The following is a 24,119-nucleotide window of genomic DNA, read 5'->3' as shown; positions in this document are numbered from 1 at the left end:
TCACTCCCACCGTGCGGCATCCGGGTCGATGCCTGACCGTCGCGCGGCCTCGTCGATGGCCTCGCGCATCCACGCCGCCAGGCCCGCCTCCACGCCGTCGTAGAACGCGCGGCGGTCTGCCTCGCTCTCGGTCATCCGGCCTAGCACGACGTGCATCGACAGCGTGCAGTGGAAGAACTCGCCGAACGCCTGTCGGTGGCGCTCCACGAGCTTCGCGGCCTCGGGGCTGTCGGGTGCGACGCCGCCGCGCTTCGCCGCGCCCATCTCGGAGGCGACCTCGCGGACGGCGGCCGTCACCTCCTGCCAGCCCTGCGGTGACCGGCGAGCCGAACGCTCCGCGTATTCCGCCCACTGCGCCGTGTCTCCCCAGCGCTCCTGCGCCTGGCGGGCCCAATCCGGATTCCAATCCGGGCCGAAGGCCGCGGCCGACTCGGCGTCGCCGAGCAGCGGCCCGTGCTGGTCGGCCTCGATGAGGGCGTCGACCTCGCGGGCAAGCCGCTGGAGGTGCGCGATCTTCGCCGCCAGCTCCGCTCGTCGAGCCTTGAGTTCCTGGCGACGGTCGGCGCCGGTGCCACCCAGCAGTGCAGAGATCTCCGAGAGCGGGATCCCGAGATCGCGAAACATGAGCACCCGGCGGAGCCGCGCTATCTCGCGCTCGTCATACGCCCGGTAGCCGCCCGGGGTGCGGCCGACGGGATGCGCGAGGCCGACTTCCTCCCAGTGATGCAGCGTGCGCACGCTCACCCCGAGCTCCGTCGAGACCGCTCCGACCGTTCGCGTGTTCGCGTGCATCCGCTCAGCCTCGCAGATGCGGGCCCGCGTTACTCGGGCGCGTCGAGTTCCAGGTACAGCTCCATGCACCGCAGGCGAGCCGGGGAGAAGTCGTAGGGCATCATCTGGACGGCCTCGGTGAGGCTCGTCGTGCCGCACGAGTCGCCGTCGCCGTCACCGTCGCCGTCGCCGTCACCGTCGCCGTTGGCGTCTCCGACCTCGTTGCCTCGGGGCTCCGGATGCGCGTCCTCCCAGGCGTCGAAGAGGTCGTCGTCGGCCTGCGCAAGGCCGGAGCTCTTGATCACGGCGCGCAGGGCGGTCTCGAAAGCGTGCCGCTCGGCGGCCACCTCGGCGACGCGGGGGTCGTCGACGGCGACCGTGTCGTCGAGCGCCTCCTCGGCGTAATCGACCCGGTCGGAGGCCTCTCGAAGTTCCGGGTGACGAGCGAGAGCGATGAAGCGCGACGCTTGAACGGATGCGCCGAGCGATCCGAAGATCCGCTCGGTGACGAGCAGCGTGTCGAGGTCGTCTTGCCGGAGCGACCCCTCGGGCAGGTCCGCGAGGCGGTCGCCCACGAGGTCGGAAAGTAGGCCGATCCTGCTGCCGCGCTCCCGCATCCGCTGCACGGCGACGCGCTGCCGTTCGAGTTCGGCCTGCTTCGCGGCGAGCGTCTCGTCCAGGTGGTCCAGGATGAGAGCGACGTCGCCGTCGCTGGCGTCGGGCGCATCCGTGAAGGCGTCGCGGATGTCATCGAGGGGGACGCCGGCGTCGGCCATCCGCCGGATCCACAGCAGCCGGATCATGTCTTCGTAGCCGTAACGGCGGCGGTCGTCGCTTCCGCGCTCGGGCTCCGGAAGTAGGCCGATCTGGTGGTAGTGGCGGATTGCCCGGGGTGTCGTGCCGACGAAGGCGGCCGCACCGCCGATCGTGACTTGGCGGGGCGGCGTGAAGGTCGAGAACATGTGAGGGCCTTCCTTGGTGAGCGGACTCCATCCACTGCACCACATGACGCAGCGGCAGGTGCAAGTCGATGCTCGCGGTGATGCCCCGAACGGCAGACTTTTCATCCGATGCTCGGCCGAGCGCCGCAGCCTCCGCGCACTCATGGACCTTATGGATGATGCCGTCTGGGTCGTGCGCGGGCAGACTTCTGAGGTGACCACCGCTCATCGCCAGAAGCGCCCCAGTCTCCGCGGGGCTCCGTGGCGGCCAGTGGCCCTGGCATCGGGCGCCGTGCTCGGCGTGACGCTGCTCGTTGCGGCCGGTCTCGTCGCGGCCCTGGTCTTCGCCCCGGACCCGCGCGCTGTCCTCCCGGAGGTCATCGCCGCGAGCCTCCTGGCCCACTCCCTCGGCAGCCTCGGCGTCATCTGCGTAGTGTTCAGAACGACGGGCGTGCGCGTCCACTCCCTCGGGGTGACGCGCCCCAGCTGGCGCCTCCTGCATCTCCTCTGGCAGATTCCCGCGACCCTCATCGCCGCCGTCGCAGTGCAGGCGCTCGTCGCGGCCTTCATCCCCGGCGGTCAAGAGCAGGCTGGCGCCAGTCGGCTGGACACTGCGCTCGGTGGAGCTCACCCGGGGATGCTCATCGCTGCGGCGCTGGCCATCACCGTCGTGACGCCCGTCTGGGAGGAGCTGTACTTCCGCGGCCTCCTGCAAGGGCGCATCACCGCGCGGTGGGGCACCGTCGTGGCAATCATCGCGACTGCGGTGCTCTTCGCCGCGGTGCACGGATTCCTGATCCTCCTGCCTTACTACCTCGTTCTCGGGGTCGCCCTGAGCGCGTTGCGTGTCTTCCATCGCTCGCTGTGGGGTCCGCTGCTGCTCCACGTCACGGTGAACAGCATCGCGACGCTCGTGCTCGTTGCTTCGCTCGGCTGAAGTGTCACAGCCCGGACCGGGCGGGCAGTTCTGACCTGGTGGATGCGGGAGGCATTGCGCATACTCGAAACGACCCAGTTGAAGGAGCCCCCGATGAAGAAGCTGCTCACCGTCGTCGCGAGTCTCGCCCTTGCCGTGGGAGTCGGCGCCGGCGCCAACATCGCCGCAGCCCCGTCCGCGGAAGCCGCGAGCGCATCCCAATACGTATGGGGTTCGAACCCCAGCTCGTGCACGCAGGCCGCGAAGTCCTACATCCGCAACTGGTCGTTCGGCTACCGCTCGGCGCTCTACACGCCATGCAAGTACGACGCCGCGCGAGGACAGTACTGGTCCAAGGTCACCCTGTACACCTGACGGTGAAGGTCTCCGCGGTGGCGGCGGCTCGCCGAGGCGCTCTGTGTGGCACGGCAAGTGGACCAGGTATGGGGAGAAGCTAGGCACCAGGTCGCCCGATCGCTATGGTGTCCCCATGACTGCCCCCGAACGTCATGTTGTTTCACGTCGCGCCGTGGTTGGTCTCGCGTGGGCGACACCCGTCGTGGCCGTCGGCGTCGCTGCGCCGGCCATGGCCGCGAGCCCGGCACAGCCGGTCGAACCGGTGAGCCTCGAGGCGATCACCGATGACGTGGCCCAGCTCTCAGTCAGGCTGACAGCAACGGAGAGTCTGCCCATCGGCACGATCTTCGACGTGAACGTCGAGAACACCACTGACCAATGGGCCGTGAGCTTGGGCGGATCGATACCCTCCGGGTGGCAACGAGTCTCGTCGAGTAGTCGCGGCGCGCGCTTCAGGTCGACGGCGCCGGTCCTCGGTGTGTACGAGTTCGTTCTCGGGGTCGCCGGCGTCGCAGCCTACGCCGGGACGATTCTCACGGTCAGCACTTCCGACGGCCGAGTGCTCACGACGCTGACGCTCTGATCCTCACGCGGGTGAAGCGCAGACTGTCGACGAGTGACGAACGCCGTCAGACGAAACCCCTGTCCGTGATGGGCACCGTCACGTTTCTCGAGCGCCACCAGATCGCCCTCTACCTCGCCGCGATCGCAGCCGGTGCTGTGGTCGGCCTGCTCATTCCGGGTGCGCACCGACTGGAGTCGGCGATCGAGCCAGTGCTGGCTCTGCTCCTCTTCGCGACGTTCCTGGGCGTGCCACTCACCGCCATCGGCAGGTCGTTCCGCGACGTTCGTTTCTTGGCGGCGCTGGGGGTCGTGAACTTCGTGATCGTGCCGGTTGTCGCCTTCGGCTTGTCGAGGTTCGTGGCGGATGATCCCGCGCTGCTCTTCGGGGTGCTGCTCGTGCTGCTCACGCCGTGCATCGACTACGTAATCGTGTTCGCGGGCCTCGCGGGCGGCGCATCCGACCGACTGCTTGCCGCCGCGCCACTCCTCATGCTCGCGCAGATGCTGCTGCTGCCGCTCTACCTGCTCATCTTCCTCGGCCCGGACGGGGTGGCCGTCGTAGAGATCGCCCCGTTCGCGAGAGCATTCCTGCTGCTGATCGTGGTGCCGCTTAGTGCGGCCGCTCTGGTCCAGCTTCTCGCGAAGCGCCATCGCAGCGGCGAGGTGATCCAGCGCGTGACAGCGGACCTGATGGTGCCCCTCATGGTGGCGACGCTCTTCACGGTCGTCGCGTCGACAGCAGGCGCGGTCGGCGCTGCTGGGCCGCGCTTGCTCACCCTCGTGCCGATCTACGTCGCGTTCCTTGCGGTCATGGTCTTCGTCGGTATCTTGGTGGCCCGCGCGTTCCGTCTCGACGTTCCCGAGGCCCGCGCCCTGACGTTCAGTGGCGTCACCCGCAACTCGCTCGTCGTGCTTCCGCTCGCGCTCGCCCTTCCTTCGGCACTCGCGCTAGCTCCGGTCGTCGTGGTCGCACAGACGCTCGTCGAGCTCATCGGCATGGTTGTGCTCGTGCGATTTCTGCCGAGGATCCTCCGGGGCCGGTCCGCGAGTGGCGAGAAATGGCATCGTCCGTGACTTCCGGCGCCGGACCCGCCCGCCTAGACTTCCTCCCATGCATGACCCCCAACGTGCACAGCACGCGACGCGTAGGAGCGTCATGGCAGCGGCGTGGATGGCCCCCGTCATCGCGCTTGCGTCAGCCGCCCCAGCTCAAGCTGCCAGTCGGGAGCCGGGGCCTCCGACCTGGACCTGGACGGCGGACTACCTCACCACCAGGCAGGCGCTGACCTACTTCACTGCGATCAACAACGCTGATGAAGACGTGCCTGCCACCTTCATCACGCCAAGGTTCACGAGCACGGGGGTTGAGCTGTACGGGCACGGCTTCGGTCCCTGGGAGATGGAGTTCACCAGCACCGCGGTGGTAGCGACCGCGGTGATCCCGGCTCGTAGCTCATTGACGACGGCGTTCATCGGCTACTTCACGCGCACCCCACCAGCGACGGCCACGTTGGTCGCATCGCTGACCCCGCCCGCCTCACCGAATCCCCCGACGTTGACGCTCAACTTCACCTGACCACTCATCGAAGGAGCGTCAACGGACGGGCCCGACGGACGGGCCTGTCGGACAACGTCGACGTCGTCGGCGGCTGCTACGCCCCGAAGAGTTTGGACCAGAAGCCGGTCTTCCGCTCCGTCCAGCCGTGCTGGGCGAGCACCTCGCGCGCCGGGCGTTCGATGTCGTCGCTGTCGAACTTCCACCCGAAGGTGTGCCCGAGCTGACCGTGGTCGGAGGCGATCGGTGCCGCGCTGCTGTTGAAGCTCTTCGAACGGATCTTGCCCTTGAACGTCGTGTGACTGAACCCTGCAGAGCCTGGGCCGATGCTCGCCGAGGAGCTCTCCGCTTGATTGGTGATCGTGAAGGTGCCGTCTTCGTGCAGTTCGATGCGCACTTCGAAGGTGCGGTCGACGGCTCCGGCAGCGAAGACGCCGGCCCACTTGGCGTCGGCGTAGTCCCAGGTGCCCGTGACGCCGGTCGGCGTGGCATGGAACACATAGGGCACGTTTGCGCCGTTGAGCGCGAGGAGCGCGCCGGTCACCTGCTGGGGATGGGCATGCATGACGGTCCTTACGGTCGAGGTGGGTGATCAGAACGTGCGCTGTGCGGGGGAGTTGCCCATCGCATCCACTCGCCGACTTCGTGCGATCCCAGCGATGGCGACGCCGACGGCGAGCAGCCACCCCGCGCCGGCCACCGCGCCGAGGCCCAGAGTGACGATCGTCGTGGCGTCGGGGCTCATGCCGGTGAGCAGCTGCAGTGGGGCGAGCATAGGGCGAGTGCCGCCGCTATCGGGGGCGGTGAGAGCGATCGCGAACAGGGCCACCCAGGTGGTCACGGTGCCCCACACATAGGCGGTGCGCACGCCGCGTCGACGCGTCGCTTCGCGGTCGAAGCGCGTCAGGATGGGCGGCACGATGAGGAATATCGCCGCGATCGGGCTGAAGACGACGCCGAAGAGACCCAGCCAACCGAGGTCGCCGGTGAACAGCAGTCGCCCGAACACGGCGAAGAACGGCATGACGACCGCGAGGAACCACTGGAGCACAGCGATGACCCGACCCGACCGCCCGAAACCCATGGGGCGACGGTAGTCGACGAAGGTCGGGGAAGTGCTGATACCGGTGCCCGAACCGCGTTAGATGGCGCTCCGCCAGTCGAGGATGATCTCTACCACCTCGTCGAGGTGGGACTCAAGGAGGAAATGGCCACCGTTGAGAAGTTCGACCCGTGCCTTCGGCGACGGGCGCAGCGTCAGCCGCCGATGCAGTCGCGCATGTCCGTCCACACCGACGTCACGCACGCTTCGAGCGTGAGGTCGGTGTGGTCTTCAAGCCACCTGTCCATCGCGAGGTCGAAGCAGGCCACCGCGAGAGCCGCCAACGTGCGCGAGCGTGCTGGGTCGATGCCGCGTTTCTCGAGTGACTCGGTGATCGCCATGGCCAGGTGGTGGCTCTGCAGGAGGTTGCGCTCGCGCAAGGCGGGTTCGCTGCGGACGATCCTGTGTCGGCGCACGATCGATTCCCTCCATCCCTGAATTCCTCGGGCTGCCGCCACGAGCCCCGCTCGTACCGTCGCCACCCCGTCGCCTTCGGGCGGGGCCGAGTTCATGAAGTCCGCAACGGCTTGGGGAAACTCTCGATCTCGAAGGAACAGGACGTCTCGCTTATCGGAGAAGTGCCGGAAGAACGTGCGGGTTGTCAGGCCGGCCGCCGCGGCGATCTGGGGCACCGTCGTTCCGGAGAAGCCTTGACGCTCGAACAGAACCATCGCCGCAGCTTCGAGCCGCAGCGCGGCATCCGGAGACCATCGAGGCATGCACACATGATGTCACGCCGTGCCGTAAGGTGTGCGATCACGACACGAGATGTCATCACTTGCGAAGGGTGGATTGCCATGAGGGACAACACTGCGGCGTGGATCGACTCCCCTTACGCCGATCTGACGATTCGAGACGCGCCCGTACCAACGCCGAAACCGGGACAGATTCTCGTCCAGGTGCGCGCGCTCGCGGTGAACCCGCTGGACGCGATCATCCAGTCCAACGGCAGCATGATGTACGGCTGGTTGCAGTACCCGGTGATCCTCGGCGAAGACGTCGCGGGCATCGTCGTCGAGGTTGGCAAGGATGCGGGCGCGTTCCAGATCGGTGATCGCGTCACGGCGTACGCCATCGGCTTGGAAAAGGGCCGTGACCCCGTGGCCGAGAGCGGCTTCCAGGCCTACGTTGCAGTGGATGCGAACCTGGCTGCCGTCATCCCGAACGGCATGGCGTTTGCGGAGGCCGCCGTCCTCCCCTTGGCGGTGTCCACTGCGGCGGCGGGGCTCTTCGAAACGGCTCAGCTCGGATTGGACCATGCACACCTCGGGAATGCGGCACCGCGCGACGAGGTCGTCGTGGTGTGGGGTGGCGCGACGGCTGTCGGGGGCAACGCGATACAACTCGCCCGAGCGGCTGGCTACCGTGTCATCACGACGGCCTCCGCCCGCAATCATGAGCGGATGAGGCGGTTGGGGGCAGAGGCTGTCTTCGACTACCACGACCAAGACGTCACCGACCGGATCATTAAAGCTGCACAAGGATCCGCGGTCGCGGGCATCCTCGCCATTGCCGTCGGGTCCGCCGCGCCGTCCCTCAGGATCGCGCGAGCGACCGGCGCGAAGAAGATCGCCATGGCGAGCCCGCCGGTCTCCTTCTACGAGCAACCTCGCCGAGGTGGTCTGTCGCTGGCCCGCATCCGCCTCCTCCTGCGCTTGGGGACGCGGACTGCCCTCCTGCAGGCGCGCAGTCGTGTCCGCAACATCAGGGCCTCGTTCATCTGGGGAAGCGCCATAGCGACGTCCCCCGTGGGTGCAGCCATCTGGAAGGACTACCTGCCTCAAGCGCTCACGTCTGGCAGGCATAGCGCTTATCCGGATGCACACGTCGTCGGCGATGGCCTCCCGGCAGTTCAGGGAGCAGTCGACGCACTCCGCCGTGGCGTGTCCGCACAAAAGCTGATCATCACCCTCGATGCGACGTCGACAGACGCCTGATCACCCGCGAAAGGTCTTGGCTCCACTGCGAAGCTGGCCGTGAACCGATTGTGTGGGACCAGCCTGTTCACGAGAGGATGCGAGCATGAAGCCACGCAATGTGCGGTCCGCTGTCTTTCTCGTCGGGATGCTGACCTTGGCCCTTGTTCTGGGCTTCCTCGCAACAGGTGTGTTTCACCTCACAACCGAGCAGACCTTGCTCTTCATCCTCGCGCCGCTCGTGCTCATCACCGTCTCTGGATATCTGCTGTTCCAACGGGCTGGGCGGTAGCGGCGGAGTTGTTGTCGCCGATTCTTGATTAGGTGGCACCTATCGTTGAATCATGCCCTCAGCGAGCACACCCGGGATCTTCCTCTACGGCTCGTACGGCGTGGGCAAGTCATCGACGCTGGATCATCTGGGGGACCTGTTCGCGCAGCAGGAGCTGCCCTTCAGCCTCTTCGACGTCGACTGGTTCCATCGTTCGTGGCCGCCTTCGCCGCAGGATCCGGACAACACCGCAACTGAAGCGCTGAACATGCGCGCGACGTGGCGGAACTACCTTCGCACCGGGCCGAGAACGCCGATCATTGCGGGGGTCATCAGAACGCAGGATGACCTGGCGAGATATGAAGGTGTGTTTCAGCGAGCGCTCACGACTGTCCATCTGACCGCATCGCCTGAGGTGGCTGAGTTGCGCCTGCGCCGTCGGTACGATCCGGACCGGAGTGGAGCACTTTCTTGGCACCTCGAACGGCATGTCCAGCTTGCAACGGAGCTACGGGACTTGGCGGGCTACGAGCTGACGGTGAGCACTGACGAGTTGACGCCGGCGCAGGTCGCGTCGACGGTCTTTGACGCGCTCGGGCTCAGGCGCGCAGAGCGGTGAGTGGGCGCAAAGGTGTTGCGAGGTGGTGAGCTCTTTCAACCGTGGAGAAGCTGTTGGGTGCGGGCACGTGAGGCGGGTGCGCCATGTTGTCTCACGACGCCGCAGTCGCCGCTCGAAGTGTCGCCGTCGTCGGGACGGTAATCGGACCGTGTTGGTGACGCTTGCTAGATCGAGTCGATGACTCTCGTTTGGGTTCCATCGACGAGCAGGGCCTGGTCGTCGGTGAGGGGGACAAGCGGGTACTCGGTGCCGTAGGTGTCCAGAGTTCTGCGAATCAGGTCCGGCGGGTACGGCGGCAGTTTTCCGTCCGCGTGCGGAATGACCGTCTGGTCGATCAATCCGAGCCCGGCGAAGTCAGTGAGCATGGGTCCATCTGCGGGGTCGTCCATCAGGGATGCAGGTGTGATGTCGGGTCCCGCGATGATCGACCCAGCGCTGGAGCCGACATAGGGAAGCCCCGCGCCTACATGCTTGACCAGGGGCGCATCGCACCCGGACACGCGCAACGCCTCAAGCAACGCAAAGGTGCTGCCGCTGGCGACGTACAGAGCGTCAAGTCCTGCCAGCGCGCGCTCGAACTGAGTGACGCTCAGGCCTCGAACGGTGATCCCAACGACTTCGTAGCCGAGCTTCAGCACAGAGTCGCGCTCATCGCGCACGAACGGAGCCTCTGCAAAGGACACCTGGGCATCGTCAATGTATCCAAGGCGGAGCGCGGCTCCTGAATCGGTCGACTCCGCAAGGAAGGGCGCCAGGGCACCCATAGAACGAGAAAGCAGCAAGATCTTCACGCCGCGCACGGTATCAGCCACCACCGACGGAACGAGGTCTGCGCTGGAGCGACCGGCCTCGAGAACCCAGCAGTCGTGACGGCGTTCAGAATGGGATGGTGATGCGCTAACCTTCCCGCAGAGGGAAAAATCCCGTCCTGCCGATGCAGGCGGAAACGCACAAGCGGTCTCATGGGAGTCGCCACTTCTTCATCGAAGGAGTGCGCCCATGTCCGAATCGTCCGTGCTTGCAACCCAGGCTCCACCGCCCCGACTCCGTGACGCGTGGGTTGCATTGACTGGTCTCTCGGCAGTGTTCCTGTTCGAGGTGCTCGACAACTCCGTCCTGAACGTTGCGCTCCCCTCTCTTGGGCGCGAGCTCGTCGCATCCACTGCCTCACTGCAATGGGTGTCTGGGGCCTACTCGGTCGCCTTCGGCGGCCTCATGCTTCTGTTCGGTTCCATCGCTGACCGCTTCGGTCGCAGGCGGATCATGCTCACCGGACTGGTGTTGCTCGCCATCGTGAGCGTGCTGACCGTGTTCGTCACGTCGGTTGAGCAGCTCATCGTCGTGCGCGCGCTGATGGGCGTCGCGGCGGCGATGACAACCCCGGGATCGATGGCGTTGGCCTTCCGGCTCTTCGATCGAGACGAGCTGCGCGTGCGAGCGTTGACGGTCATCTCGACCGCTGGCCTGGTCGGCCTCGCGGCCGGGCCGACGATTGGTGGAATCGTCCTCGTCGTGGCCCCGTGGCAGGCGCTCATGATGGCCAATGCTCCGATCGCAGCGATCGCCTTTCTTGGGATTCGCAGCGGGGTCGTCGCGGATCAGCGTGCGGATCTTCACCACGACCGGATCGACGTGATCGGCGCGCTTCTCGGCACTGCCACCATCGTCGGCGTTCTCGCCACCCCGACCCTGTTCGTGATCGGCACCGACACCGCTGTGGGGTGGGGTGCGGCCGCGGTCACGGTGGCCGCTGCCGGCGCGTTCGTGGCCCGGGCACGCACCGCGCGCCATCCGCTGCTCGACTTGCGACTCGTCGCACAACCGCGGGTCGCGAGCGGCCTGGCGTACAAGGCCGCCGCCGGTCTCGCGATGGCCGGGTTGTCCTATATGGTCACGCTGCAACTGCAGTTCGCGTGGGGATGGACGCCCGCCATGGCTGCGCTCGGAACGCTGCCTCAGGTCGTGGTGCTTCTCGCGAGCGGCCGCTTCGTGGGTCCTGTCGTGCAACGGCTGGGTCTTGACCGGGCGGCGTGGATGAGTGCGGCCGCTGTCATCGCTGGCCTCGCCGTGTTCGCCCTCCTGGGCCGCTTCTGGTACCCCTGGATCCTGGTTGCACTCGTGCTCGTCGCCGCCGGCATGCGGGTGGTCGGCGTCGTTGCCGGCACCAACGTCCTTCGCGGACTCCCCGAAGACCGCACCTCCATCGGCGCCGCGCTCGTCGACACGGCGAGCGAGATCGCCACCGCGGTCGGGATCACGGCAACTGGCACGATCCTCGCCGCTCTCGTCGCCGGCAGTATCACGACGACGACGTGGACCCCTGACCGGCTTGCCTCGTTCCAAGACGCGATGCTCATCGCCGGCCTGACCATCACCGCCTTCGCCGTGATTCTCGTCGCCGTCGGCATCCGACGTTCACGTTGCATCCTCACCTCACCCATCACCACACAGGAGCCCTCCGATGACTGACCTCACGCCTCGCCCGAAGTTCGATCCTGAGCTCGAAACCTTCCTCACCGCTCTCGAGGCGCGTGGACCCTTCACGCTCACGACCGAGATGCTGCCGCACATGCGCAGCCTCGACGTCACTGAAGGAGAGCTTGACGACCGGCTGCGGTCTCGCGGCTACGAACGGCGCACCTTCACTGTGCCCGGCCATCTCGGAGCTCCGATCGCGCTCGCGGTCATTCAACGAATCGGCCGCACGGGCACCAAGAGCGCGATCTACGCGATCCACGGGGGCGGCATGATGTTCGGCCACTACCTGGGGAACCTCGACTCGTACGACGACTGGCTCCTGAACGACCACGACGTGGTGCTCATCAGCGTCGACTACCGCCTGGCCCCGAGCATCCCGACCCGTACCCGGTCGAGGACTGCTACGCGGGGTTGACGTGGGTCGCTGCTCACACCGATGAGCTCGGCATCGACCCGGAACGCATCGTCATCGTCGGGCAGAGCGCCGGCGGTGGGCTCGCCGCCGGAACGGCACTGCTCGCCCGGGACAGGAAAGGACCGGCCCTGTTGGCACAGATCCTGGTCTCCCCGATGCTCGATGACCGAGACTCCACCGTGTCGACCAAGCAGATCGACGGCATCGGGGTCGCGGATCGCAAGATGACCCGTTTCGGATGGGACGCCTACCTCGGATCCCGCCGCGCCGGAGAGGATGTCTCCGCGTTCGCCGCCCCGGCCAGGGCGGCCGACCTCACCGACCTTCCGCGCACCTACATCGACTGCGGGAGCGCCGAGGTCTTCCGCGACGAGACCGTCGCGTACGCGAGCAGCTTGTGGGCCGCGGGCGTTGACGCCGAACTTCATGTGTGGCCAGGAGCGTTCCACGGCTTCACGAGCATGATGCCGAACGCCGTCATTTCGAGGTGCGCGACCGCAGCTCTCGCTGACTGGACCCGGAGGCTCCTCGCTCCCGGACCGATCGCATCGCCTCGAACCCCCCGAAGCGTGAGCGTTGCGGCTTCGAGTCCAGAGCGTGTACACCTCCCGGCGAAACGCAGGCGCTTTCTCTAGCACTACGTTGGGTGCGTGTCATCACCTCGGAACCGTTCCGCGCGACTTCGCTGGGCCAGCGGCCTCCTGATCACGCAAGGCGTGCTGATGGAGATGTCCGTTCTGGTTGGACTCGTCGTCTTGCTCGTACTCGGGATACCGCAGGACGCGATCACCCAACGCGTCGACATCTTCGCCCTGCCCTACCTCAACGAGAACCTCTACTTGATGATGGCGATGAGCGGCATCTTCGGCGCGCTGAGGGTGACAGGCGCCGTCGCGATGGCTCGCGGTCGTCTGTGGGGCCTGGTGTTGTCGCTGTTCAACTGCGGGGTGACGCTCGTGCTGATGATCTTCCTTCTCCCTCCAGGGCTCATCGATGGCCTCCTGACCGGGAGCGCGCTCGTCCTGATCCTCTCCGGATGGCTGCGAGGGCGGCCGATTATCGACGCTCGGCGCCCTCACTCTGACGAAACAGTCACGGAGCATAAAATTTCCTGGTGGCAGTAGCGATACGAAATGCAACTCATTCAGACCTATCTCAAGCGGCAGCCACGCTTGCTGTCGCCTTCGAGTCATACCCATGGACGCGCTGGAGCATCCCAAGCGACGGTTACTCCGCTCGACTAGAGCAACTGCAGGCCATCTACCTGACGTATGCGCTCCAACACGGCGTGGTTGTAGTCAGCGATGACCTCGCCGGAGTCGCCGCCATGCTCCCGCCCGGCGCACCCGAACCTGCTGAGTCTCTGCAGTCAGAAATCTCCGAGCTCATGGGCGATCGTCTCGGCCCTGTGTTCGGGGTCGAATTGCCACCCAGGATCGAGAAGTCGTGGGATCTCGCGACGATAGGCGTGCGCCCTGAGCGAGCCGGCCAGGGCTTGGGCTCTCGAATCCTCGACGAGTGCATGCGTCAGGTGGCTGCATCACCATCCCCACGTATATCCCTCGAAACCTCTGCGGAGCGGAACGTCTCCCTTTACAAGCGACACGGATTCGAGGTCGACCACCGGACGCAAATCGCGGATGGACCTCTCGTCTACACGATGAGTAGCGAGCTCTAGCCAAGGACCCACAGCGAGCTCCGCGGCGCGCTCTCCGACCACACGTTGCCGTGAGACCCCATGGGTTTCGAGATGTCTCATCTGAAGCGAAAACCGGGGGAGTGGCAACACGGCGGGCGGGGCTCGTGACGACCTATGTCAGAGGTGACGCTCCCGTAGCGCTGGAGTGCTGCGCGCCTTGTTAGCGGCCAGCCCGGGTGAGCGCGAGACGGAGAAGCATTTGAACGCTGAGCTTCTCGGCGGATGGTCCGTGCACGGTGATCGCCGGTAGCGGTGCGGCCATCGGCCTCATCCTCGGCGGCGTGCTCCCGGAGTTCAGCAGCTGGCGCTGGTGCCTCCTCGTGAACATCTTCTTCGTCATCATCGGCCTCGTCGGCGGAGCCCTGCTGCCTTGAGGGCGGGGCTGGGCAGCTCGCCGAGTTCACGAACGGCTACACGGCCGCCTTCCTCGCCTCCGGCATCGGGATGCTTGTCGCCGCCGCCGTCGGACGAACACGACTGATGTCGCTGCGCCTGCCAGCGCAGCTGAAGCGCCCGTCTTTGACGCGAGGTGATTCCGCAGTCGGGCGGGATGTGCATCCCGCCCGACCGTCTCAGCTCCGTATGGTTCGGCCTAGTTGTGCTGGGTTACCTCGTCGAGCACCCAGCTCGGGCGCACGTAGTGGCAGGTGTAGCCGCCGGGGTGCTTCCGCAGGTAGTTCTGGTGCTCTTCCTCCGCATCCCAGAACTCGCCGGCCGCTTCGACCTGGGTGACAACCTTGCCGGGCCACCGGCCAGACGCGTCAATTTCCGCGATCGTCTCGCGCGCGACGCGCTCCTGCTCGGGCGTCAGCGTGAGGATCACGGACCGGTAGCTCGTGCCGCGATCGTTGCCCTGCCGGTTCTTGGTCGTCGGGTCGTGCACCTGGAAGAAGAACTCGAGCAGCTCCCGGTACGTGGTCTGCTCCCCGTCGAACTCAACCTCCACGGCCTCGGCGTGGTCGCCGTGGTGCCGGTAAGTGGCGTTCGCGGTCGTTCCGCCCGCGTAGCCGACGCGGGTGCTGTGCACGCCAGGCAGGTCGCGGATGAGCTCCTCGAGGCCCCAGAAGCATCCGCCGGCGAGGATCGCGCGCTCGTCAGCCATCAGCGGCCACCTTCCTTGTCGAACAGCGGTGCGAACTCGCCGTAGCCCGCGGACTCGAGGTCAGCGAGCGGCACGAAGCGCAGCGCCGCGGAGTTGATGCAGTAGCGCAAACCTCCCTCATCGACCGGGCCGTCCTCGAAGACATGCCCGAGGTGGCTGTCGCCTGCAGCGGATCGCACTTCGGTGCGTCGCATGCCGAGCGAGGTGTCGGAGTTCTCGACGATGTTGTCCGCGTTCAGCGGCTTCGTGAAGCTCGGCCACCCGCATCCGCTGTCGTACTTCGTGGTCGACGCGAACAGCGGCTCGCCGGACACGATGTCCACGTACAGCCCCGCGTCCTTCGTGTTCCAGAACTCGTTGCTGAACGGCCGCTCCGTCGCCGACTGCTGCGTCACCGCGAACTGCTCCGGCGTGAGCCGGGCGATAGCTTCCTGGTCTTTCGTGTACTGCGTCATCACAATGTCCTCTCCGAAGTCAGAACAACGCTCGATGCGGTGAAAGCGTTCCCCGAGACGCCGCGAATCGCGGCCGAGTTGGGTGAATGCACAGCTTCGGGAGTCAGGTAGCGGTTCGCTGCGACGAGCTGATGAGCTCGCCGGGCGCTAAGCCTTAGGGCTCGAAGGTCTCGCAGTATCCGACTGGCGAGTCTGAAGCATGCCGAAAACGCAGACCGCGACGCCGACGACGGCAACACCCAACGCGGCCGCCATGCCCGCGGCATCGAGAGGTAGCATCGCGCACCCGACGGACGTGTCCTCGTATGAGCAGCTTCTCCACGGTTGGAAGAAGAACAAGACTGACGTCGCTGCACCCACGAGTGCCGCCGCAGCGCCAATGAAGGTCATCAGTTTCGATGCGCGGCGAGTCATGGCCCCAACGTAGTCCGAAACGCGCTCTCAACTCTTGAGCTTCTACTTGCCGCAGCCATGCGTCGCTCCTACACCGATGGTGGAGTTGGAACGGCGATCCGATCGAACCGCGATAGTAGGGTGCCGATCGTGACGGCACGGAAGTGTGGGTGTCGAAGGAGGCGGCATGATCGCAGAGTTGAACAGACTGGTCGAACTGGTCGAACGTCATCTTGACGACGACCTCGACGTTGCGTCCCTGGTCACGGAGCTCGGCACGACGGAGTACCACCTCCGTCGCATGTTCTCGTCGCTCGCTGGGATGCCACTGTCGGAGTACATTCGCCGCCGCCGCATGTCAGTCGCGGCAGCGGCCGTTCTCAGTGACGAGGATCTGCTGAGCATCGCGGTGCGATACGGCTACGGCTCAACCGAGGCGTTCGGTCGAGCGTTCCGCTCGGTGCACGGCGTCAGTGTCGGCGACGTAAAGCGAAATGGCGGCCCCCTTCGAACACAACCGCAGCTCAGGTTCCGCCTGACCGTAGAAGGGAACATCACAATGGACACCCGAATCACCGATCGCCCGGCCTTCCTCCTCGTCGGTCACGCGACCCGCGTGCCACTCATTCATGAGGGCGTCAACCCGCGCATCCAAGCGCACATCGCTTCCCTGCCGGCGTCAGAGCACGCACGACTCAAAGCCCTCAGCGACACCGAGCCGGCCGGACTGCTCCAGGTCAGCGCCGACGTCGACCCGGATTACGCCGAGGGAAGCGAACTGACCTATCTGCACGGAGTGGCCGTCACGGGCGCCGACGTAGCGGACGACGATCTCGACACGATCGAGGTTCCGGCCGGCACATGGGCGGTGTTCCGCACCGAGGGCGAGTACCCGACTGCGCTGCAGGCGGCGTGGGCCGCGACTGCGACTGATTGGTTCCCGTCGAACCCCTGGCGGCTTCGGCCTGGGCCGTCGATCGTCGCGGTACTCGACCGTGCCGACGACTTCAGCACGGCCACCTGCGAGCTCTGGCTCCCCGTCGAGCGCGGTTAGCAGAAACGGAAGCAGAACCTAGCGCGTTTCGAGACGGCATTTGGCCAGAGATCAGACTCAGGCACTTACCGCGGACTCATGGGCTCCTTGTCCGGGGTGCATCAGCTGGGCGGGCGGATGCTGCGAAAAGCCGTTGTTTTCAGGGGCGATCCCGCCCATCAGTCATCGTCGATGGCTCGGACGAGGACGAGTGCGGTCCCGGCGCAGACCACAAACACGCCGCCGCCGACTGCTACTGGCAACGCGACGTCTACGACCGCGAGTAAGCCGCCAAGAATGGAGCCCAGGGTGAGGCCGAGCAGGCCCAGGACACGTGCCGCGGCGTTGACGCGACCGCGGAGGGCGTCCGGCACGAGGCGCTGGCGGAGCGATGTCGAGCAGATCCCCCAGACCACCGCGTGGAAGATGTAGATGGCCAGAACGATCGAGGCGGTCACCGCGTTGTCGGTTGTAGCGAGGGCCAGTAGTGACGCGGCTCCGGTGAGCAAGCTCGCGACGATGGTCCAGCGGTAGCCGATCCGCGAACGGATGCGTGCTGTCGCAAAGGAGGCGACGAGTCCGCCGAGCGCCGAGACGGCGAGGATCAAGCCGTATCCCACGCCGTCAACGCCGAGCCGTTCCTGAGCGAAGATGACGAGGATCGAGAACGGAAGCATGTAGCCGACGCTCGCGAGCGCCCCGATTACGGCCAAGCCCCCAACGACGCGATGACGGACAAGCCAGGATGCGCCAGTTGCTGCCTCTCGCCACATGGATGCACGCACTGCTGGAGCCGCGTCGGGCGAAGTCGCGCGACGCAGCGGAAGGGCCAGTGCAACCAGGCCGGCGGTGGCCCATAGGCCGCCCATCGCGAAGATGGGGGCGGCCGCGGTGATCGCAAAGAGGAACCCGCCGAGGGGTGGGCCCGCGAACTCGTCGGCAACGAGCTGCGCTGCTGAGATCCGACCGTTGGCGGTGTCCAACTTCTCTTTCTCTACGACGTTGGGAAGGAGGGAGACAGCCGCGTTGTCGGCGGCGCTCTCGAGCGTGGCAACGACAGCGAACGCTACGTAGAGGAGGACAAGCCCTCCGATGCCGAGCTGCACGCAGAGCGCGAGGGCGAGCACGGCGCCTCCCCGGAAAACGTTCGCGACGATCAGGATCGTTCGTCGGTCCACACGATCAACCCACACGCCAATCGGCAGAGCGACGAATAATCGCACGAGCGCGTAGAGCGCCGAGAGGCCGGCGACCCAGCGCGGGTCGTCGGTGAGCGAAGTCGCCAACAGAGGTATCGACACGAACGCCAAGCCGTCCGCCAGATTCGACGCGGCATTCGCACTCCAGAGCACGGTGAAGGAGCGGCCGAGAGACATCCGGCTCAGCCTAGGTCACCCGGTCGCCAGCATCGGGAGCGGGGGTTCGTTATCACTCCGCATCTGATGTCGCGAGAGCCACGGATTCCGCGACGCGAAAGCTACGCGACAGGTGGGGGAGGGGCAAGAGCCCGGGATACGGTGCTCGCGCTTTCTAGGCCCATCCGGTTTCGGGTCCGATTCGGAGAACGTGCGTCCCTCGATCGCCCTGCTGTGTGGTGTCTACATGCGCAATCTCGAGCTGGACAACTACCTCACGACCGTGACGATGTTCATCGATCCAGGCAGTGAGCTCGTCGTACCCTGACACGTCCAAGAGTCGGAAGTCTTCGGTCGACGTGTTCGCTGCGTCCCAGAACGTGACTCGAACCGCATCTGCCTGGCCGGCGCGAGTGATGTCGCGCGGGTCCTGAGAGTAGGCCTTCATAAGCTCCTGCCGTGTTCGTACTTGCATCGTCGTTCTGCACACGCAGAGATCACGTGTCGCTCAGTTGTCGATGACGGATCGGGTCACTGACTCGCCACCCGTAGTCCTCGACAACAACATAACTTTCCCCCGCTCGGGTGATTCGGACCCTACTGGTTCCAACCCCAGCGGTGAAGACTTCCTCATCAACCCAGATCAAGAGCTGCATCACCCAGTCCGCTGCGTCCACAGGGTCCGAATGCAACCAGGTAGGGGTAGTCGGCGAGCTCGGCGCGGGAACCACCACGCGCACTGACTCCTCGTTTCGTTGCCGAACCTCGAAGTCAATACCGCTTTCCACCAGGCGCACGTCTCGAACCCGGCAATCGTAGGAACTTTCGCGCCCGTCGTATGCGATACGCCACGCGGCACCCTCCAGCTCGCGCAAGGCCGCCCTGTCTGTCACCATGCAATGAGTGTGGACCATGCAGATCAAGGATGCGCTCATGCCGCAACACCTCGGCGGGTAGAGCGAGTCCCAAGCTGATCGAAGCCGCGAAACCGTGAGGTCGTGAGGTCGTGAGGTCGTGAGGTCATGAGGTGACAACAGTCTGGATCGTCTACCACGACAGCAGCGCCGACAACAACATCCTCGGCGTCTTCGACAATAACGACGAGGCGACAGAGTACCAAGAGCTCGTCGCGCCGGTGTTGCCTGGCGCTTCGTGGCCGACGCAAAGACCCCCTGCGTGTCCCGAAACGCATGGGTCTTGAGATGCCTCACCCAGCCTCTCCAGGAACGTCCGCGCCGGTAGGCAGGAACCCGGCGTCCCAGACCTAAGTACAGTGCCTGACATGGACTTCCGAACGCGGCTTGCGGTGACCTCCGTCACCGTGGCGGCCGTCATCGCACTCACGGCAAGTTGCACCGACACCGAGACCGTCGACGGGACAACACCGCCACCAAATCCCGTCGAGACGACCTCCGCTCCTACAGTCCCGACCGCGGGTCCCGACGAGCCAGCGACTCCGACCCCGGAAGTCGGCAGCGCCGAGGCGATCAGTGTCTGTGGCGATGCGCTCTACTACTTCTACCTCGACGGGAACTTCAACGCACGCTTCAACCTCAACGACGTGCGAGTCGAAGGCAACCGCTATGTCTACGAGAACCAGAGCGCCAACTACAACTATTTCCCGGGATACCCGTACGCCGACCCCGACGTGGCCGCCTACGTCGACACACTCATCGAAGACGACAACGCCGACATCTGGTGCGAACAAAACGGAGACACGTTCAACGTCGGCTTCGTCGACGGCAACAGTCGAAACGGAGCGACGATGGCAGAGCTCAAAGCGGAGTTTGATGCTGCCGCGTACGAGATCCGCAAGCTCGAGGGCCTTGCCTAAGCCCTCAACATCACGAGGTGTAAACCGGGCTTGAGTCTGCACCATCACCCATGCGTTTTGACGCGTCAGAGTTATGCGACATCGGCCATCCATCGCGACGCGGCACCACCTTCCGTGATCCCCTGAGCACCCGAGGGCTGCACCGGATCGTTAGCCCGCTCGTCGAGAACCAAGGCGCCGCAATGCATCGTTCGCGTTACGTTCGATGCCATGGACTCAAACGCGAGAGCCGACGGTTACGCACTCTCTGAGGCGAACCGCGCTCGAGTTGAGTTGGACGCACGCCTCGGAACTCAGCCGTTCAGGCGCGGGGACAAGCCTCGTGGAACCGAACGCCGTGGAGCTTCTGACAAGGGCAGTAAAGAAGGTCGCGAACGTGCGACGAAGAAAAGAGCCATCATCGCGCGAAGCAAGGCAGTCATCTGGAGTTCACTAACTGCAGTCGCAGGCGCGCTCTCCGTGCTCGGGATCCAGTTCGGCATTGCTGTCGACCGACAAGACTTCGACCCCTACGTGGTGGCTCTTCGCACGATCACAGAACAGACTCCAGGGATCGTCGAGAGCAGCGTGAACTTGCCAAGCTCCGGCGGAATACACGGAGGGTCGGACGGAAGGGCGTCTTATTGGGTTGCCGATGCTGACGTGGCCGTGGACACTCCCGAGTTCCTCAAGTTTTGGTACAGCGGGCTCTCCGACGAGGAAGCGCAGTTCCGGATCTGCGTTTACTCAATGGATGGCTCCCTCGAGGGAGCCATCCCGACGCCCGGATGCCTGGGTCAATCGGGTCCGCCATCAACTTGGGTGGCCAAGCAGGACAAGCAGGCCCCAGCCCCTCCAGTTCTCCCGAAGCACTAGGGTGTCGGAGCATCCCAATGCGAGACCGGCGGACGTTGATGGGAGAACTCCGTCAACCGGCAAATAAGTGCGCGCTACCTTTCGGCCAGAATCGAAGCACCGGGCCCCGTAAGTTGCGGGAGGAACGTGCTCCGCCCGACCATGGCCATGACGAGCGCGAGTGTGGGACCTCGAACCGTGTCTCCCCGCCCAACGACGACGTTCTGGTCGTTCGCTTCGAGCTTCAGGCCTCGAACCCGCTTCTTGGCGACCACCACCTGATTTGTGCTTGCGTAGTACCGCAACAGTGCTGCAAGGACGGCGGGTGGGTACGTTCGCTGGATTCCCAATGGCTGACGTATGTCTTCACCGTGTACGACCATCTCGCCCAGAAGCGCCAGCCTCGGCAGGGGAGGCGAGACGCGACTGCCGACCGTCGCCGCAAATTGGCGAAGGGTGTCCGCACCGTCGCGACCGAGTTGCTCGCGGAGGCGATCAACCACCTGCTGGTCGAAGTCGAACCGAGCCCGAACGACGCCAGCGAACCAATTTGGCCCAGACACTGCCCCACTGACGGTCATGTGCGCCAAGACCTCGCGCACGGAGAGTCCCGCACAGAGCGAAGGGGTCGACCACTGCGATGTCTCCATCGACGCGAGGTCCGCCGTCAATGACCTTCGCTCGGCATCAACACTGGACCACACGTCATCTCGATTCACACCACCATTGTTGACGGACCGCTCAACCAAGTCCACGTCCCACCGTCGTACGCAATGGCCTTAGCAGCCATTTTCGGCTCTCAAATCCCATGGGCTTTGAGAGGTCTTACGGGACCTGAAAACCGGGCTGACCGTCGCGACTGACCTTCGACCCACGCAAGCAGCCAGGTCGAGCCTTGCCGCGCCCGTCGCATTCGCTTTGAGTTAGTGACCGGACAGGTCCTTGAAGTACCGCGCGACCGGCCAACGCTCGAACCCATCAGCCTCGTACGCTCGTCGAGCTGGTTCGTGACCCGGATCGTCGCCCGTCTCGACCATCACCATGTTCATGCCGGCCGCTTTCGCTCGCTGCGTGGAGTAGTCGAGAAGAGCCCGTCCGATCCCGCGTCGTTGCAGGCTCGGCTCGACCGCAAGAACGTAGACCTCACCCATGCTGTCCTCTGGATGAAGCCTCGTGCACACCCATCCAGCCACCTGGCTGTTTGAGAATGCGACGTCGACGTTCTCGGGCTCGCCATCGAGCACTGCCGCGATGTCAGCTTCCTGTCGCACGCGCCAGCCGTCGGGATAGAACGCGCGGTAGACGAACGGCGACACGGCTTGCTCGGTGAGCGGGAACACCGGCTCCCAGGCGCGCAACGCGAGGGAGATCAGCTCCTCGCGGTCGTCTGGCGAGAAGGCCCGTATCGGAGCATGGGACCACGCTATCGCCGCCAAGTCCTCGACTCAGGCGGATCATGGCAACCATCGCGAAACTCTAGAGTTTCGCGCGCTGCGCATGGCGGGACAGCAAGCGATACCCTCCTAGTGTCTGCCCAAGGCGTCCTTCACTCCTCACGGGGGCGTCCTGCCCGCAGCATGGAAAGAGTGGCAGCCCGTTTGGGCCGGGCCAGATGCGTGCAGCCTCGTGCTGCGGGCGTGAGGCTCCCACCTTCCTTCGCTGATGCCAGGGGTGGTGCCGAGCCCATGGGTTTCGCAACGCCTGGGTTGTGAGACAAGGGCGCGGGCCCCGCACAGGGTGGTCACTCTTGCGAAATCGGGGATGACACCCGGGTCCCGCGTGACCGCCGCTCACTGCGTGCGACGCTGATCACGAGCGCGATGGAGAGCCCGATGAGCACGTACTCCACGGCTGCCGTTCCGGCGTCACCACTCAGCCCCTGGGCTTCCTCGTGCGCGTCACCACCGCTCTGCATGAAACGGGCGAAATCGCCGAGCCCATGGAGCAGGATGGGAACCCAGAGCGTTCCGGTCGCTCGGAGCGCCCCGTAGAAGAGCGCGCCGTTCATTGCGAGGAAAGCAACGCTCAGCGCGGTTGCGCCGATGGGAACCCCGTTGAAGAAGTACCCGACCGTGTGAGCAAGGCCGAACGCGATCGAAGTGACCAGTAAGGCAGCAAGCTCGCCGTGGTGACCACGCATTGCGATTCGGAAGATGCCCCGAAAATAGAACTCCTCGCCGATTCCGATGAGCAGGGAGCCCACGAGGTAGATCAGCACAACCGACATGGCCCGCTCCGACCAAGGCACATCGACGAGCATGAGGATGATCTGCACTACCAACACAACCGGAATGGCAAACAACCACCACCGTTGCCGTTCGACGAAGGGCGACGGTGCGCTCCATGCCTCGCGGAGCCAGCCGGCTCTGCGCGCGAACAGCAGCCCGACGATGATGAGCACGGCGACCGGGATCCAGGTCGCGATGACGAAATCCAGAGCGTCGTCGCCACCCGCAAGAGGATCAAGCAGATTGCCCACCACGGCGGCGATCAGCACATAGAAGGAAGCAGCCGCGACTCCAACCCAGATCGTCCGAGGAATCGGTCCACTGCTCTGTTCCTGCTGGTCGCGTGAGGGCATAGTGCAGTATCACCCGGGCGACCACATCGCTGCCCGAAAGGCTGGCCAGGGGGTGTCAAGTCAAGCGCCAGTCCCGGTGCGCACCGCGATGGTCGCCGCCGTGACTCACTGCTCAAGAGAGGCATCCCGCGCGATGTCGTAGAACTCATGGGTTTTGAGACGTCTCACTCGGTGGGCGCAGCCGCGGGAGCGGAGCCACCGCAGAGGCGCGTCCCGACGAGCTCACTTGATCGCTCGCTACTCGCTCGCTGTGTTCGCTTTCTGGTGTCGGTAGAGCGTCGCGCGGCTCCAGCCGACGAGGCGCGCAGCTTCTTGTGCCGTCCTGCCCCGCTTGCGCGCGTCGGTTACAACGTGGAGTTTCTCTGCAACCTCGACAGGATCAGAGAGGGGCCGGCCGAACTTCGTGCCGTTCTGGCGGGCCGCGGCGATGCCGGCGTTCGCGCGCTCGACGATGAGCTCACGCTCGTACTCGGCAAGGGTGGCGAGCATGTTCAGCATGAGACGGCCCGTTGAAGTCGCCGGATCGATTCCGTCGGAGACTGAGCGCACGTTGATGCCGCGCTCACGCAGGAGGTTGACGGTGTTGAGGACGTCGATGAGGGATCGCCCAAGACGATCCACGCGCCACACCACAACCGTGTCGCCGGCCTCCGCGTGCTCGAGCAGCCGCTTCATTGCCGGGCGCTCGATCGCAGTCCGGCTCCCGGACGTCACATCGGCGAAGATGTCGCGCTTCTGCACGCCGACGTCTACAAGTGCGTCGAGCTGGAGCTGCGCATCCTGGGTTGCGGTGCTGACGCGGGTATAGCCGAGAAGTCTCACGCGGACAGCGTGCCTCAAAAACCCCATCGCTAGTTGTATTGACCTGGGACGTTGTGAACGCTTGATGGTTTGAGGGAAACGAAAACCTCCGTGAGGATGTGGGTTA

The 24,119-nt window shown here is 65.3% G+C and carries 32 protein-coding genes; 18 read left to right on the top strand and 14 right to left on the bottom strand.

Features of this window, described 5'->3' with window-relative positions; genetic code table 11:
- Together ACPYN9_RS12155 and ACPYN9_RS12150 are read right to left on the bottom strand one after the other, a co-directional pair.
- Complete coding sequence (locus ACPYN9_RS12155; RefSeq protein ID WP_424466792.1) at window positions 1–792, bottom strand: MerR family transcriptional regulator; 792 nt, start codon at window positions 790–792, stop codon at window positions 1–3.
- Window positions 793–821: 29 nt separating this feature from the next.
- Window positions 822–1,733, bottom strand: a complete 912-nt coding sequence (locus tag ACPYN9_RS12150; RefSeq protein WP_424466791.1) for a MerR family transcriptional regulator — start codon at window positions 1,731–1,733, stop codon at window positions 822–824.
- Between the two features lie 193 nt (window positions 1,734–1,926).
- On the opposite strand from ACPYN9_RS12150, the gene ACPYN9_RS12145 reads away from it, so the two are divergent.
- The 5 genes from ACPYN9_RS12145 (at window position 1,927) to ACPYN9_RS12125 (ending at window position 5,125) form a co-directional block, all read left to right on the top strand.
- Window positions 1,927–2,649, top strand: a complete 723-nt coding sequence (locus tag ACPYN9_RS12145) for a lysostaphin resistance A-like protein (protein WP_424466790.1) — start codon at window positions 1,927–1,929, stop codon at window positions 2,647–2,649.
- Between the two features lie 93 nt (window positions 2,650–2,742).
- On the top strand, window positions 2,743–3,003 hold the full coding sequence (locus tag ACPYN9_RS12140) for a hypothetical protein (RefSeq protein ID WP_424466789.1): 261 nt from the start codon (window positions 2,743–2,745) through the stop codon (window positions 3,001–3,003).
- A gap of 115 nt (window positions 3,004–3,118) precedes the next feature.
- Window positions 3,119–3,568: a hypothetical protein gene (locus ACPYN9_RS12135; RefSeq protein WP_424466788.1), complete on the top strand. Its 450-nt coding sequence runs from the start codon at window positions 3,119–3,121 to the stop codon at window positions 3,566–3,568.
- Between the two features lie 68 nt (window positions 3,569–3,636).
- Window positions 3,637–4,623: a bile acid:sodium symporter gene (locus ACPYN9_RS12130; protein ID WP_424466880.1), complete on the top strand. Its 987-nt coding sequence runs from the start codon at window positions 3,637–3,639 to the stop codon at window positions 4,621–4,623.
- A gap of 37 nt (window positions 4,624–4,660) precedes the next feature.
- Window positions 4,661–5,125, top strand: a complete 465-nt coding sequence (locus tag ACPYN9_RS12125; RefSeq protein WP_424466787.1) for a hypothetical protein — start codon at window positions 4,661–4,663, stop codon at window positions 5,123–5,125.
- Window positions 5,126–5,201: 76 nt separating this feature from the next.
- Here ACPYN9_RS12125 and ACPYN9_RS12120 read toward each other — a convergent pair whose 3' ends face one another.
- The 3 genes from ACPYN9_RS12120 to ACPYN9_RS12110 form a co-directional block, all read right to left on the bottom strand.
- Window positions 5,202–5,669 (bottom strand): hypothetical protein, encoded by a 468-nt coding sequence (locus ACPYN9_RS12120; protein ID WP_424466786.1) that lies wholly within the window; start codon window positions 5,667–5,669, stop codon window positions 5,202–5,204.
- A gap of 27 nt (window positions 5,670–5,696) precedes the next feature.
- Entirely contained in the window at window positions 5,697–6,188 is a 492-nt protein-coding gene (locus ACPYN9_RS12115) for a hypothetical protein (RefSeq protein WP_424466785.1), read from the bottom strand.
- Window positions 6,189–6,361: 173 nt separating this feature from the next.
- Window positions 6,362–6,925 carry a TetR/AcrR family transcriptional regulator gene (locus ACPYN9_RS12110; protein WP_424466784.1) on the bottom strand — a complete coding sequence of 188 codons (564 nt, stop codon included), beginning with the start codon at window positions 6,923–6,925 and terminating at the stop codon, window positions 6,362–6,364.
- A 78-nt stretch (window positions 6,926–7,003) separates the two neighbouring features.
- On the opposite strand from ACPYN9_RS12110, the gene ACPYN9_RS12105 reads away from it, so the two are divergent.
- From ACPYN9_RS12105 to ACPYN9_RS12095, 3 genes are all read left to right on the top strand, one after another.
- Window positions 7,004–8,143: a zinc-binding alcohol dehydrogenase family protein gene (locus ACPYN9_RS12105; protein ID WP_424466783.1), complete on the top strand. Its 1,140-nt coding sequence runs from the start codon at window positions 7,004–7,006 to the stop codon at window positions 8,141–8,143.
- Window positions 8,144–8,228: 85 nt separating this feature from the next.
- Window positions 8,229–8,414: a hypothetical protein gene (locus tag ACPYN9_RS12100; RefSeq protein WP_424466782.1), complete on the top strand. Its 186-nt coding sequence runs from the start codon at window positions 8,229–8,231 to the stop codon at window positions 8,412–8,414.
- A gap of 52 nt (window positions 8,415–8,466) precedes the next feature.
- Window positions 8,467–9,012 (top strand): hypothetical protein, encoded by a 546-nt coding sequence (locus tag ACPYN9_RS12095; RefSeq protein WP_424466781.1) that lies wholly within the window; start codon window positions 8,467–8,469, stop codon window positions 9,010–9,012.
- 164 nt (window positions 9,013–9,176) lie between these two features.
- Here the strand turns inward: ACPYN9_RS12095 and ACPYN9_RS12090 are convergent, their stop codons facing one another.
- Complete coding sequence (locus ACPYN9_RS12090; RefSeq protein ID WP_424466780.1) at window positions 9,177–9,803, bottom strand: Type 1 glutamine amidotransferase-like domain-containing protein; 627 nt, start codon at window positions 9,801–9,803, stop codon at window positions 9,177–9,179.
- 208 nt (window positions 9,804–10,011) lie between these two features.
- Between ACPYN9_RS12090 and ACPYN9_RS12085 the strand changes: the two genes are divergently transcribed.
- The 6 genes from ACPYN9_RS12085 to ACPYN9_RS12060 all read left to right on the top strand — a co-directional run bounded on the left by ACPYN9_RS12085 (window position 10,012) and on the right by ACPYN9_RS12060 (window position 13,978).
- Window positions 10,012–11,481, top strand: coding sequence for an MFS transporter (locus tag ACPYN9_RS12085; protein WP_424466779.1), 1,470 nt, complete (start codon window positions 10,012–10,014; stop codon window positions 11,479–11,481).
- Window positions 11,474–11,905 (top strand): hypothetical protein, encoded by a 432-nt coding sequence (locus ACPYN9_RS12080; protein ID WP_424466778.1) that lies wholly within the window; start codon window positions 11,474–11,476, stop codon window positions 11,903–11,905. The genes ACPYN9_RS12085 and ACPYN9_RS12080 overlap by 8 nt, the downstream gene beginning before the upstream one ends.
- Window positions 11,902–12,540: an alpha/beta hydrolase fold domain-containing protein gene (locus ACPYN9_RS12075; protein ID WP_424466777.1), complete on the top strand. Its 639-nt coding sequence runs from the start codon at window positions 11,902–11,904 to the stop codon at window positions 12,538–12,540. The genes ACPYN9_RS12080 and ACPYN9_RS12075 overlap by 4 nt, the downstream gene beginning before the upstream one ends.
- 87 nt (window positions 12,541–12,627) lie before the next feature.
- Entirely contained in the window at window positions 12,628–13,029 is a 402-nt protein-coding gene (locus ACPYN9_RS12070; protein ID WP_424466776.1) for a hypothetical protein, read from the top strand.
- The gene (locus ACPYN9_RS12065) at window positions 13,020–13,583 is read left to right on the top strand and encodes a GNAT family N-acetyltransferase (protein WP_424466775.1); all 564 of its coding nucleotides are present in this window, start codon (window positions 13,020–13,022) and stop codon (window positions 13,581–13,583) included. The genes ACPYN9_RS12070 and ACPYN9_RS12065 overlap by 10 nt, the downstream gene beginning before the upstream one ends.
- 257 nt (window positions 13,584–13,840) lie before the next feature.
- Entirely contained in the window at window positions 13,841–13,978 is a 138-nt protein-coding gene (locus ACPYN9_RS12060; RefSeq protein ID WP_424466774.1) for a hypothetical protein, read from the top strand.
- 218 nt (window positions 13,979–14,196) lie between these two features.
- Here ACPYN9_RS12060 and msrA read toward each other — a convergent pair whose 3' ends face one another.
- Together msrA and msrB are read right to left on the bottom strand one after the other, a co-directional pair.
- Complete coding sequence (msrA, locus tag ACPYN9_RS12055) at window positions 14,197–14,706, bottom strand: peptide-methionine (S)-S-oxide reductase MsrA (protein ID WP_424466773.1); 510 nt, start codon at window positions 14,704–14,706, stop codon at window positions 14,197–14,199.
- Entirely contained in the window at window positions 14,706–15,161 is a 456-nt protein-coding gene (msrB, locus tag ACPYN9_RS12050; RefSeq protein ID WP_424466772.1) for a peptide-methionine (R)-S-oxide reductase MsrB, read from the bottom strand. The genes msrA and msrB overlap by 1 nt, the downstream gene beginning before the upstream one ends.
- A gap of 199 nt (window positions 15,162–15,360) precedes the next feature.
- Between msrB and ACPYN9_RS12045 the strand changes: the two genes are divergently transcribed.
- Window positions 15,361–15,588 (top strand): hypothetical protein, encoded by a 228-nt coding sequence (locus ACPYN9_RS12045; RefSeq protein ID WP_424466771.1) that lies wholly within the window; start codon window positions 15,361–15,363, stop codon window positions 15,586–15,588.
- 153 nt (window positions 15,589–15,741) lie between these two features.
- Entirely contained in the window at window positions 15,742–16,608 is an 867-nt protein-coding gene (locus tag ACPYN9_RS12040) for an AraC family transcriptional regulator (protein WP_424466770.1), read from the top strand.
- Between the two features lie 158 nt (window positions 16,609–16,766).
- Here ACPYN9_RS12040 and ACPYN9_RS12035 read toward each other — a convergent pair whose 3' ends face one another.
- On the bottom strand, window positions 16,767–17,963 hold the full coding sequence (locus tag ACPYN9_RS12035) for an MFS transporter (RefSeq protein WP_424466769.1): 1,197 nt from the start codon (window positions 17,961–17,963) through the stop codon (window positions 16,767–16,769).
- A gap of 476 nt (window positions 17,964–18,439) precedes the next feature.
- On the bottom strand, window positions 18,440–18,838 hold the full coding sequence (locus ACPYN9_RS12030; RefSeq protein WP_424466768.1) for a hypothetical protein: 399 nt from the start codon (window positions 18,836–18,838) through the stop codon (window positions 18,440–18,442).
- Between the two features lie 386 nt (window positions 18,839–19,224).
- On the opposite strand from ACPYN9_RS12030, the gene ACPYN9_RS12025 reads away from it, so the two are divergent.
- Together ACPYN9_RS12025 and ACPYN9_RS12020 are read left to right on the top strand one after the other, a co-directional pair.
- Window positions 19,225–19,776, top strand: coding sequence for a hypothetical protein (locus ACPYN9_RS12025; protein WP_424466767.1), 552 nt, complete (start codon window positions 19,225–19,227; stop codon window positions 19,774–19,776).
- A 210-nt stretch (window positions 19,777–19,986) separates the two neighbouring features.
- Window positions 19,987–20,631, top strand: a complete 645-nt coding sequence (locus ACPYN9_RS12020) for a hypothetical protein (RefSeq protein ID WP_424466766.1) — start codon at window positions 19,987–19,989, stop codon at window positions 20,629–20,631.
- 74 nt (window positions 20,632–20,705) lie between these two features.
- On the opposite strand, the gene ACPYN9_RS12015 is transcribed toward ACPYN9_RS12020, so the two are convergent.
- From ACPYN9_RS12015 to ACPYN9_RS12000, 4 genes are all read right to left on the bottom strand, one after another.
- Window positions 20,706–21,314 (bottom strand): maleylpyruvate isomerase family mycothiol-dependent enzyme, encoded by a 609-nt coding sequence (locus tag ACPYN9_RS12015; protein WP_424466879.1) that lies wholly within the window; start codon window positions 21,312–21,314, stop codon window positions 20,706–20,708.
- A gap of 219 nt (window positions 21,315–21,533) precedes the next feature.
- A complete protein-coding gene (locus ACPYN9_RS12010) occupies window positions 21,534–22,046 on the bottom strand; it encodes a GNAT family N-acetyltransferase (RefSeq protein ID WP_424466765.1) in 513 nt (170 codons plus the stop codon).
- A gap of 305 nt (window positions 22,047–22,351) precedes the next feature.
- Window positions 22,352–23,191, bottom strand: a complete 840-nt coding sequence (locus tag ACPYN9_RS12005; protein WP_424466764.1) for a lysostaphin resistance A-like protein — start codon at window positions 23,189–23,191, stop codon at window positions 22,352–22,354.
- Between the two features lie 237 nt (window positions 23,192–23,428).
- Window positions 23,429–24,013 (bottom strand): recombinase family protein, encoded by a 585-nt coding sequence (locus tag ACPYN9_RS12000; protein WP_424466763.1) that lies wholly within the window; start codon window positions 24,011–24,013, stop codon window positions 23,429–23,431.
- Window positions 24,014–24,119: the final 106 nt, after the last annotated feature.

The sequence above is a fragment of the Pseudoclavibacter helvolus genome (assembly GCF_049707175.1).
Lineage (GTDB): Bacteria > Actinomycetota > Actinomycetes > Actinomycetales > Microbacteriaceae > Pseudoclavibacter > Pseudoclavibacter helvolus_A.
The sequence above is the reverse complement of the archived record's forward strand: the minus strand, read 5'-3'. Positions and strand labels throughout refer to the sequence as shown.

Excerpts from the sequence above, each read along its gene's own strand:
- ACPYN9_RS12035 (WP_424466769.1), bottom strand. The coding sequence starts at position 17,963 with ATGTCTCTCGGCCGCTCCTTCACCGTGCTCTGGAGTGCGAATGCCGCG.
- msrB (WP_424466772.1), bottom strand. The coding sequence starts at position 15,161 with ATGACGCAGTACACGAAAGACCAGGAAGCTATCGCCCGGCTCACGCCG.
- ACPYN9_RS12115 (WP_424466785.1), bottom strand. The coding sequence starts at position 6,188 with ATGGGTTTCGGGCGGTCGGGTCGGGTCATCGCTGTGCTCCAGTGGTTC.
- ACPYN9_RS12040 (WP_424466770.1), top strand. The coding sequence starts at position 15,742 with ATGATCGCAGAGTTGAACAGACTGGTCGAACTGGTCGAACGTCATCTT.
- ACPYN9_RS12025 (WP_424466767.1), top strand. The coding sequence starts at position 19,225 with ATGGACTTCCGAACGCGGCTTGCGGTGACCTCCGTCACCGTGGCGGCC.
- ACPYN9_RS12110 (WP_424466784.1), bottom strand. The coding sequence starts at position 6,925 with ATGCCTCGATGGTCTCCGGATGCCGCGCTGCGGCTCGAAGCTGCGGCG.
- ACPYN9_RS12045 (WP_424466771.1), top strand. The coding sequence starts at position 15,361 with ATGCCGAAAACGCAGACCGCGACGCCGACGACGGCAACACCCAACGCG.
- ACPYN9_RS12150 (WP_424466791.1), bottom strand. The coding sequence starts at position 1,733 with ATGTTCTCGACCTTCACGCCGCCCCGCCAAGTCACGATCGGCGGTGCG.
- ACPYN9_RS12070 (WP_424466776.1), top strand. The coding sequence starts at position 12,628 with ATGGAGATGTCCGTTCTGGTTGGACTCGTCGTCTTGCTCGTACTCGGG.
- ACPYN9_RS12095 (WP_424466781.1), top strand. The coding sequence starts at position 8,467 with ATGCCCTCAGCGAGCACACCCGGGATCTTCCTCTACGGCTCGTACGGC.
- ACPYN9_RS12125 (WP_424466787.1), top strand. The coding sequence starts at position 4,661 with ATGCATGACCCCCAACGTGCACAGCACGCGACGCGTAGGAGCGTCATG.
- ACPYN9_RS12105 (WP_424466783.1), top strand. The coding sequence starts at position 7,004 with ATGAGGGACAACACTGCGGCGTGGATCGACTCCCCTTACGCCGATCTG.
- ACPYN9_RS12100 (WP_424466782.1), top strand. The coding sequence starts at position 8,229 with ATGAAGCCACGCAATGTGCGGTCCGCTGTCTTTCTCGTCGGGATGCTG.
- ACPYN9_RS12155 (WP_424466792.1), bottom strand. The coding sequence starts at position 792 with ATGCACGCGAACACGCGAACGGTCGGAGCGGTCTCGACGGAGCTCGGG.
- ACPYN9_RS12085 (WP_424466779.1), top strand. The coding sequence starts at position 10,012 with ATGTCCGAATCGTCCGTGCTTGCAACCCAGGCTCCACCGCCCCGACTC.
- ACPYN9_RS12030 (WP_424466768.1), bottom strand. The coding sequence starts at position 18,838 with ATGGTGACAGACAGGGCGGCCTTGCGCGAGCTGGAGGGTGCCGCGTGG.
- ACPYN9_RS12140 (WP_424466789.1), top strand. The coding sequence starts at position 2,743 with ATGAAGAAGCTGCTCACCGTCGTCGCGAGTCTCGCCCTTGCCGTGGGA.
- ACPYN9_RS12080 (WP_424466778.1), top strand. The coding sequence starts at position 11,474 with ATGACTGACCTCACGCCTCGCCCGAAGTTCGATCCTGAGCTCGAAACC.
- msrA (WP_424466773.1), bottom strand. The coding sequence starts at position 14,706 with ATGGCTGACGAGCGCGCGATCCTCGCCGGCGGATGCTTCTGGGGCCTC.
- ACPYN9_RS12130 (WP_424466880.1), top strand. The coding sequence starts at position 3,637 with ATGGGCACCGTCACGTTTCTCGAGCGCCACCAGATCGCCCTCTACCTC.
- ACPYN9_RS12135 (WP_424466788.1), top strand. The coding sequence starts at position 3,119 with ATGACTGCCCCCGAACGTCATGTTGTTTCACGTCGCGCCGTGGTTGGT.
- ACPYN9_RS12005 (WP_424466764.1), bottom strand. The coding sequence starts at position 23,191 with ATGCCCTCACGCGACCAGCAGGAACAGAGCAGTGGACCGATTCCTCGG.
- ACPYN9_RS12120 (WP_424466786.1), bottom strand. The coding sequence starts at position 5,669 with ATGCATGCCCATCCCCAGCAGGTGACCGGCGCGCTCCTCGCGCTCAAC.
- ACPYN9_RS12020 (WP_424466766.1), top strand. The coding sequence starts at position 19,987 with ATGGACTCAAACGCGAGAGCCGACGGTTACGCACTCTCTGAGGCGAAC.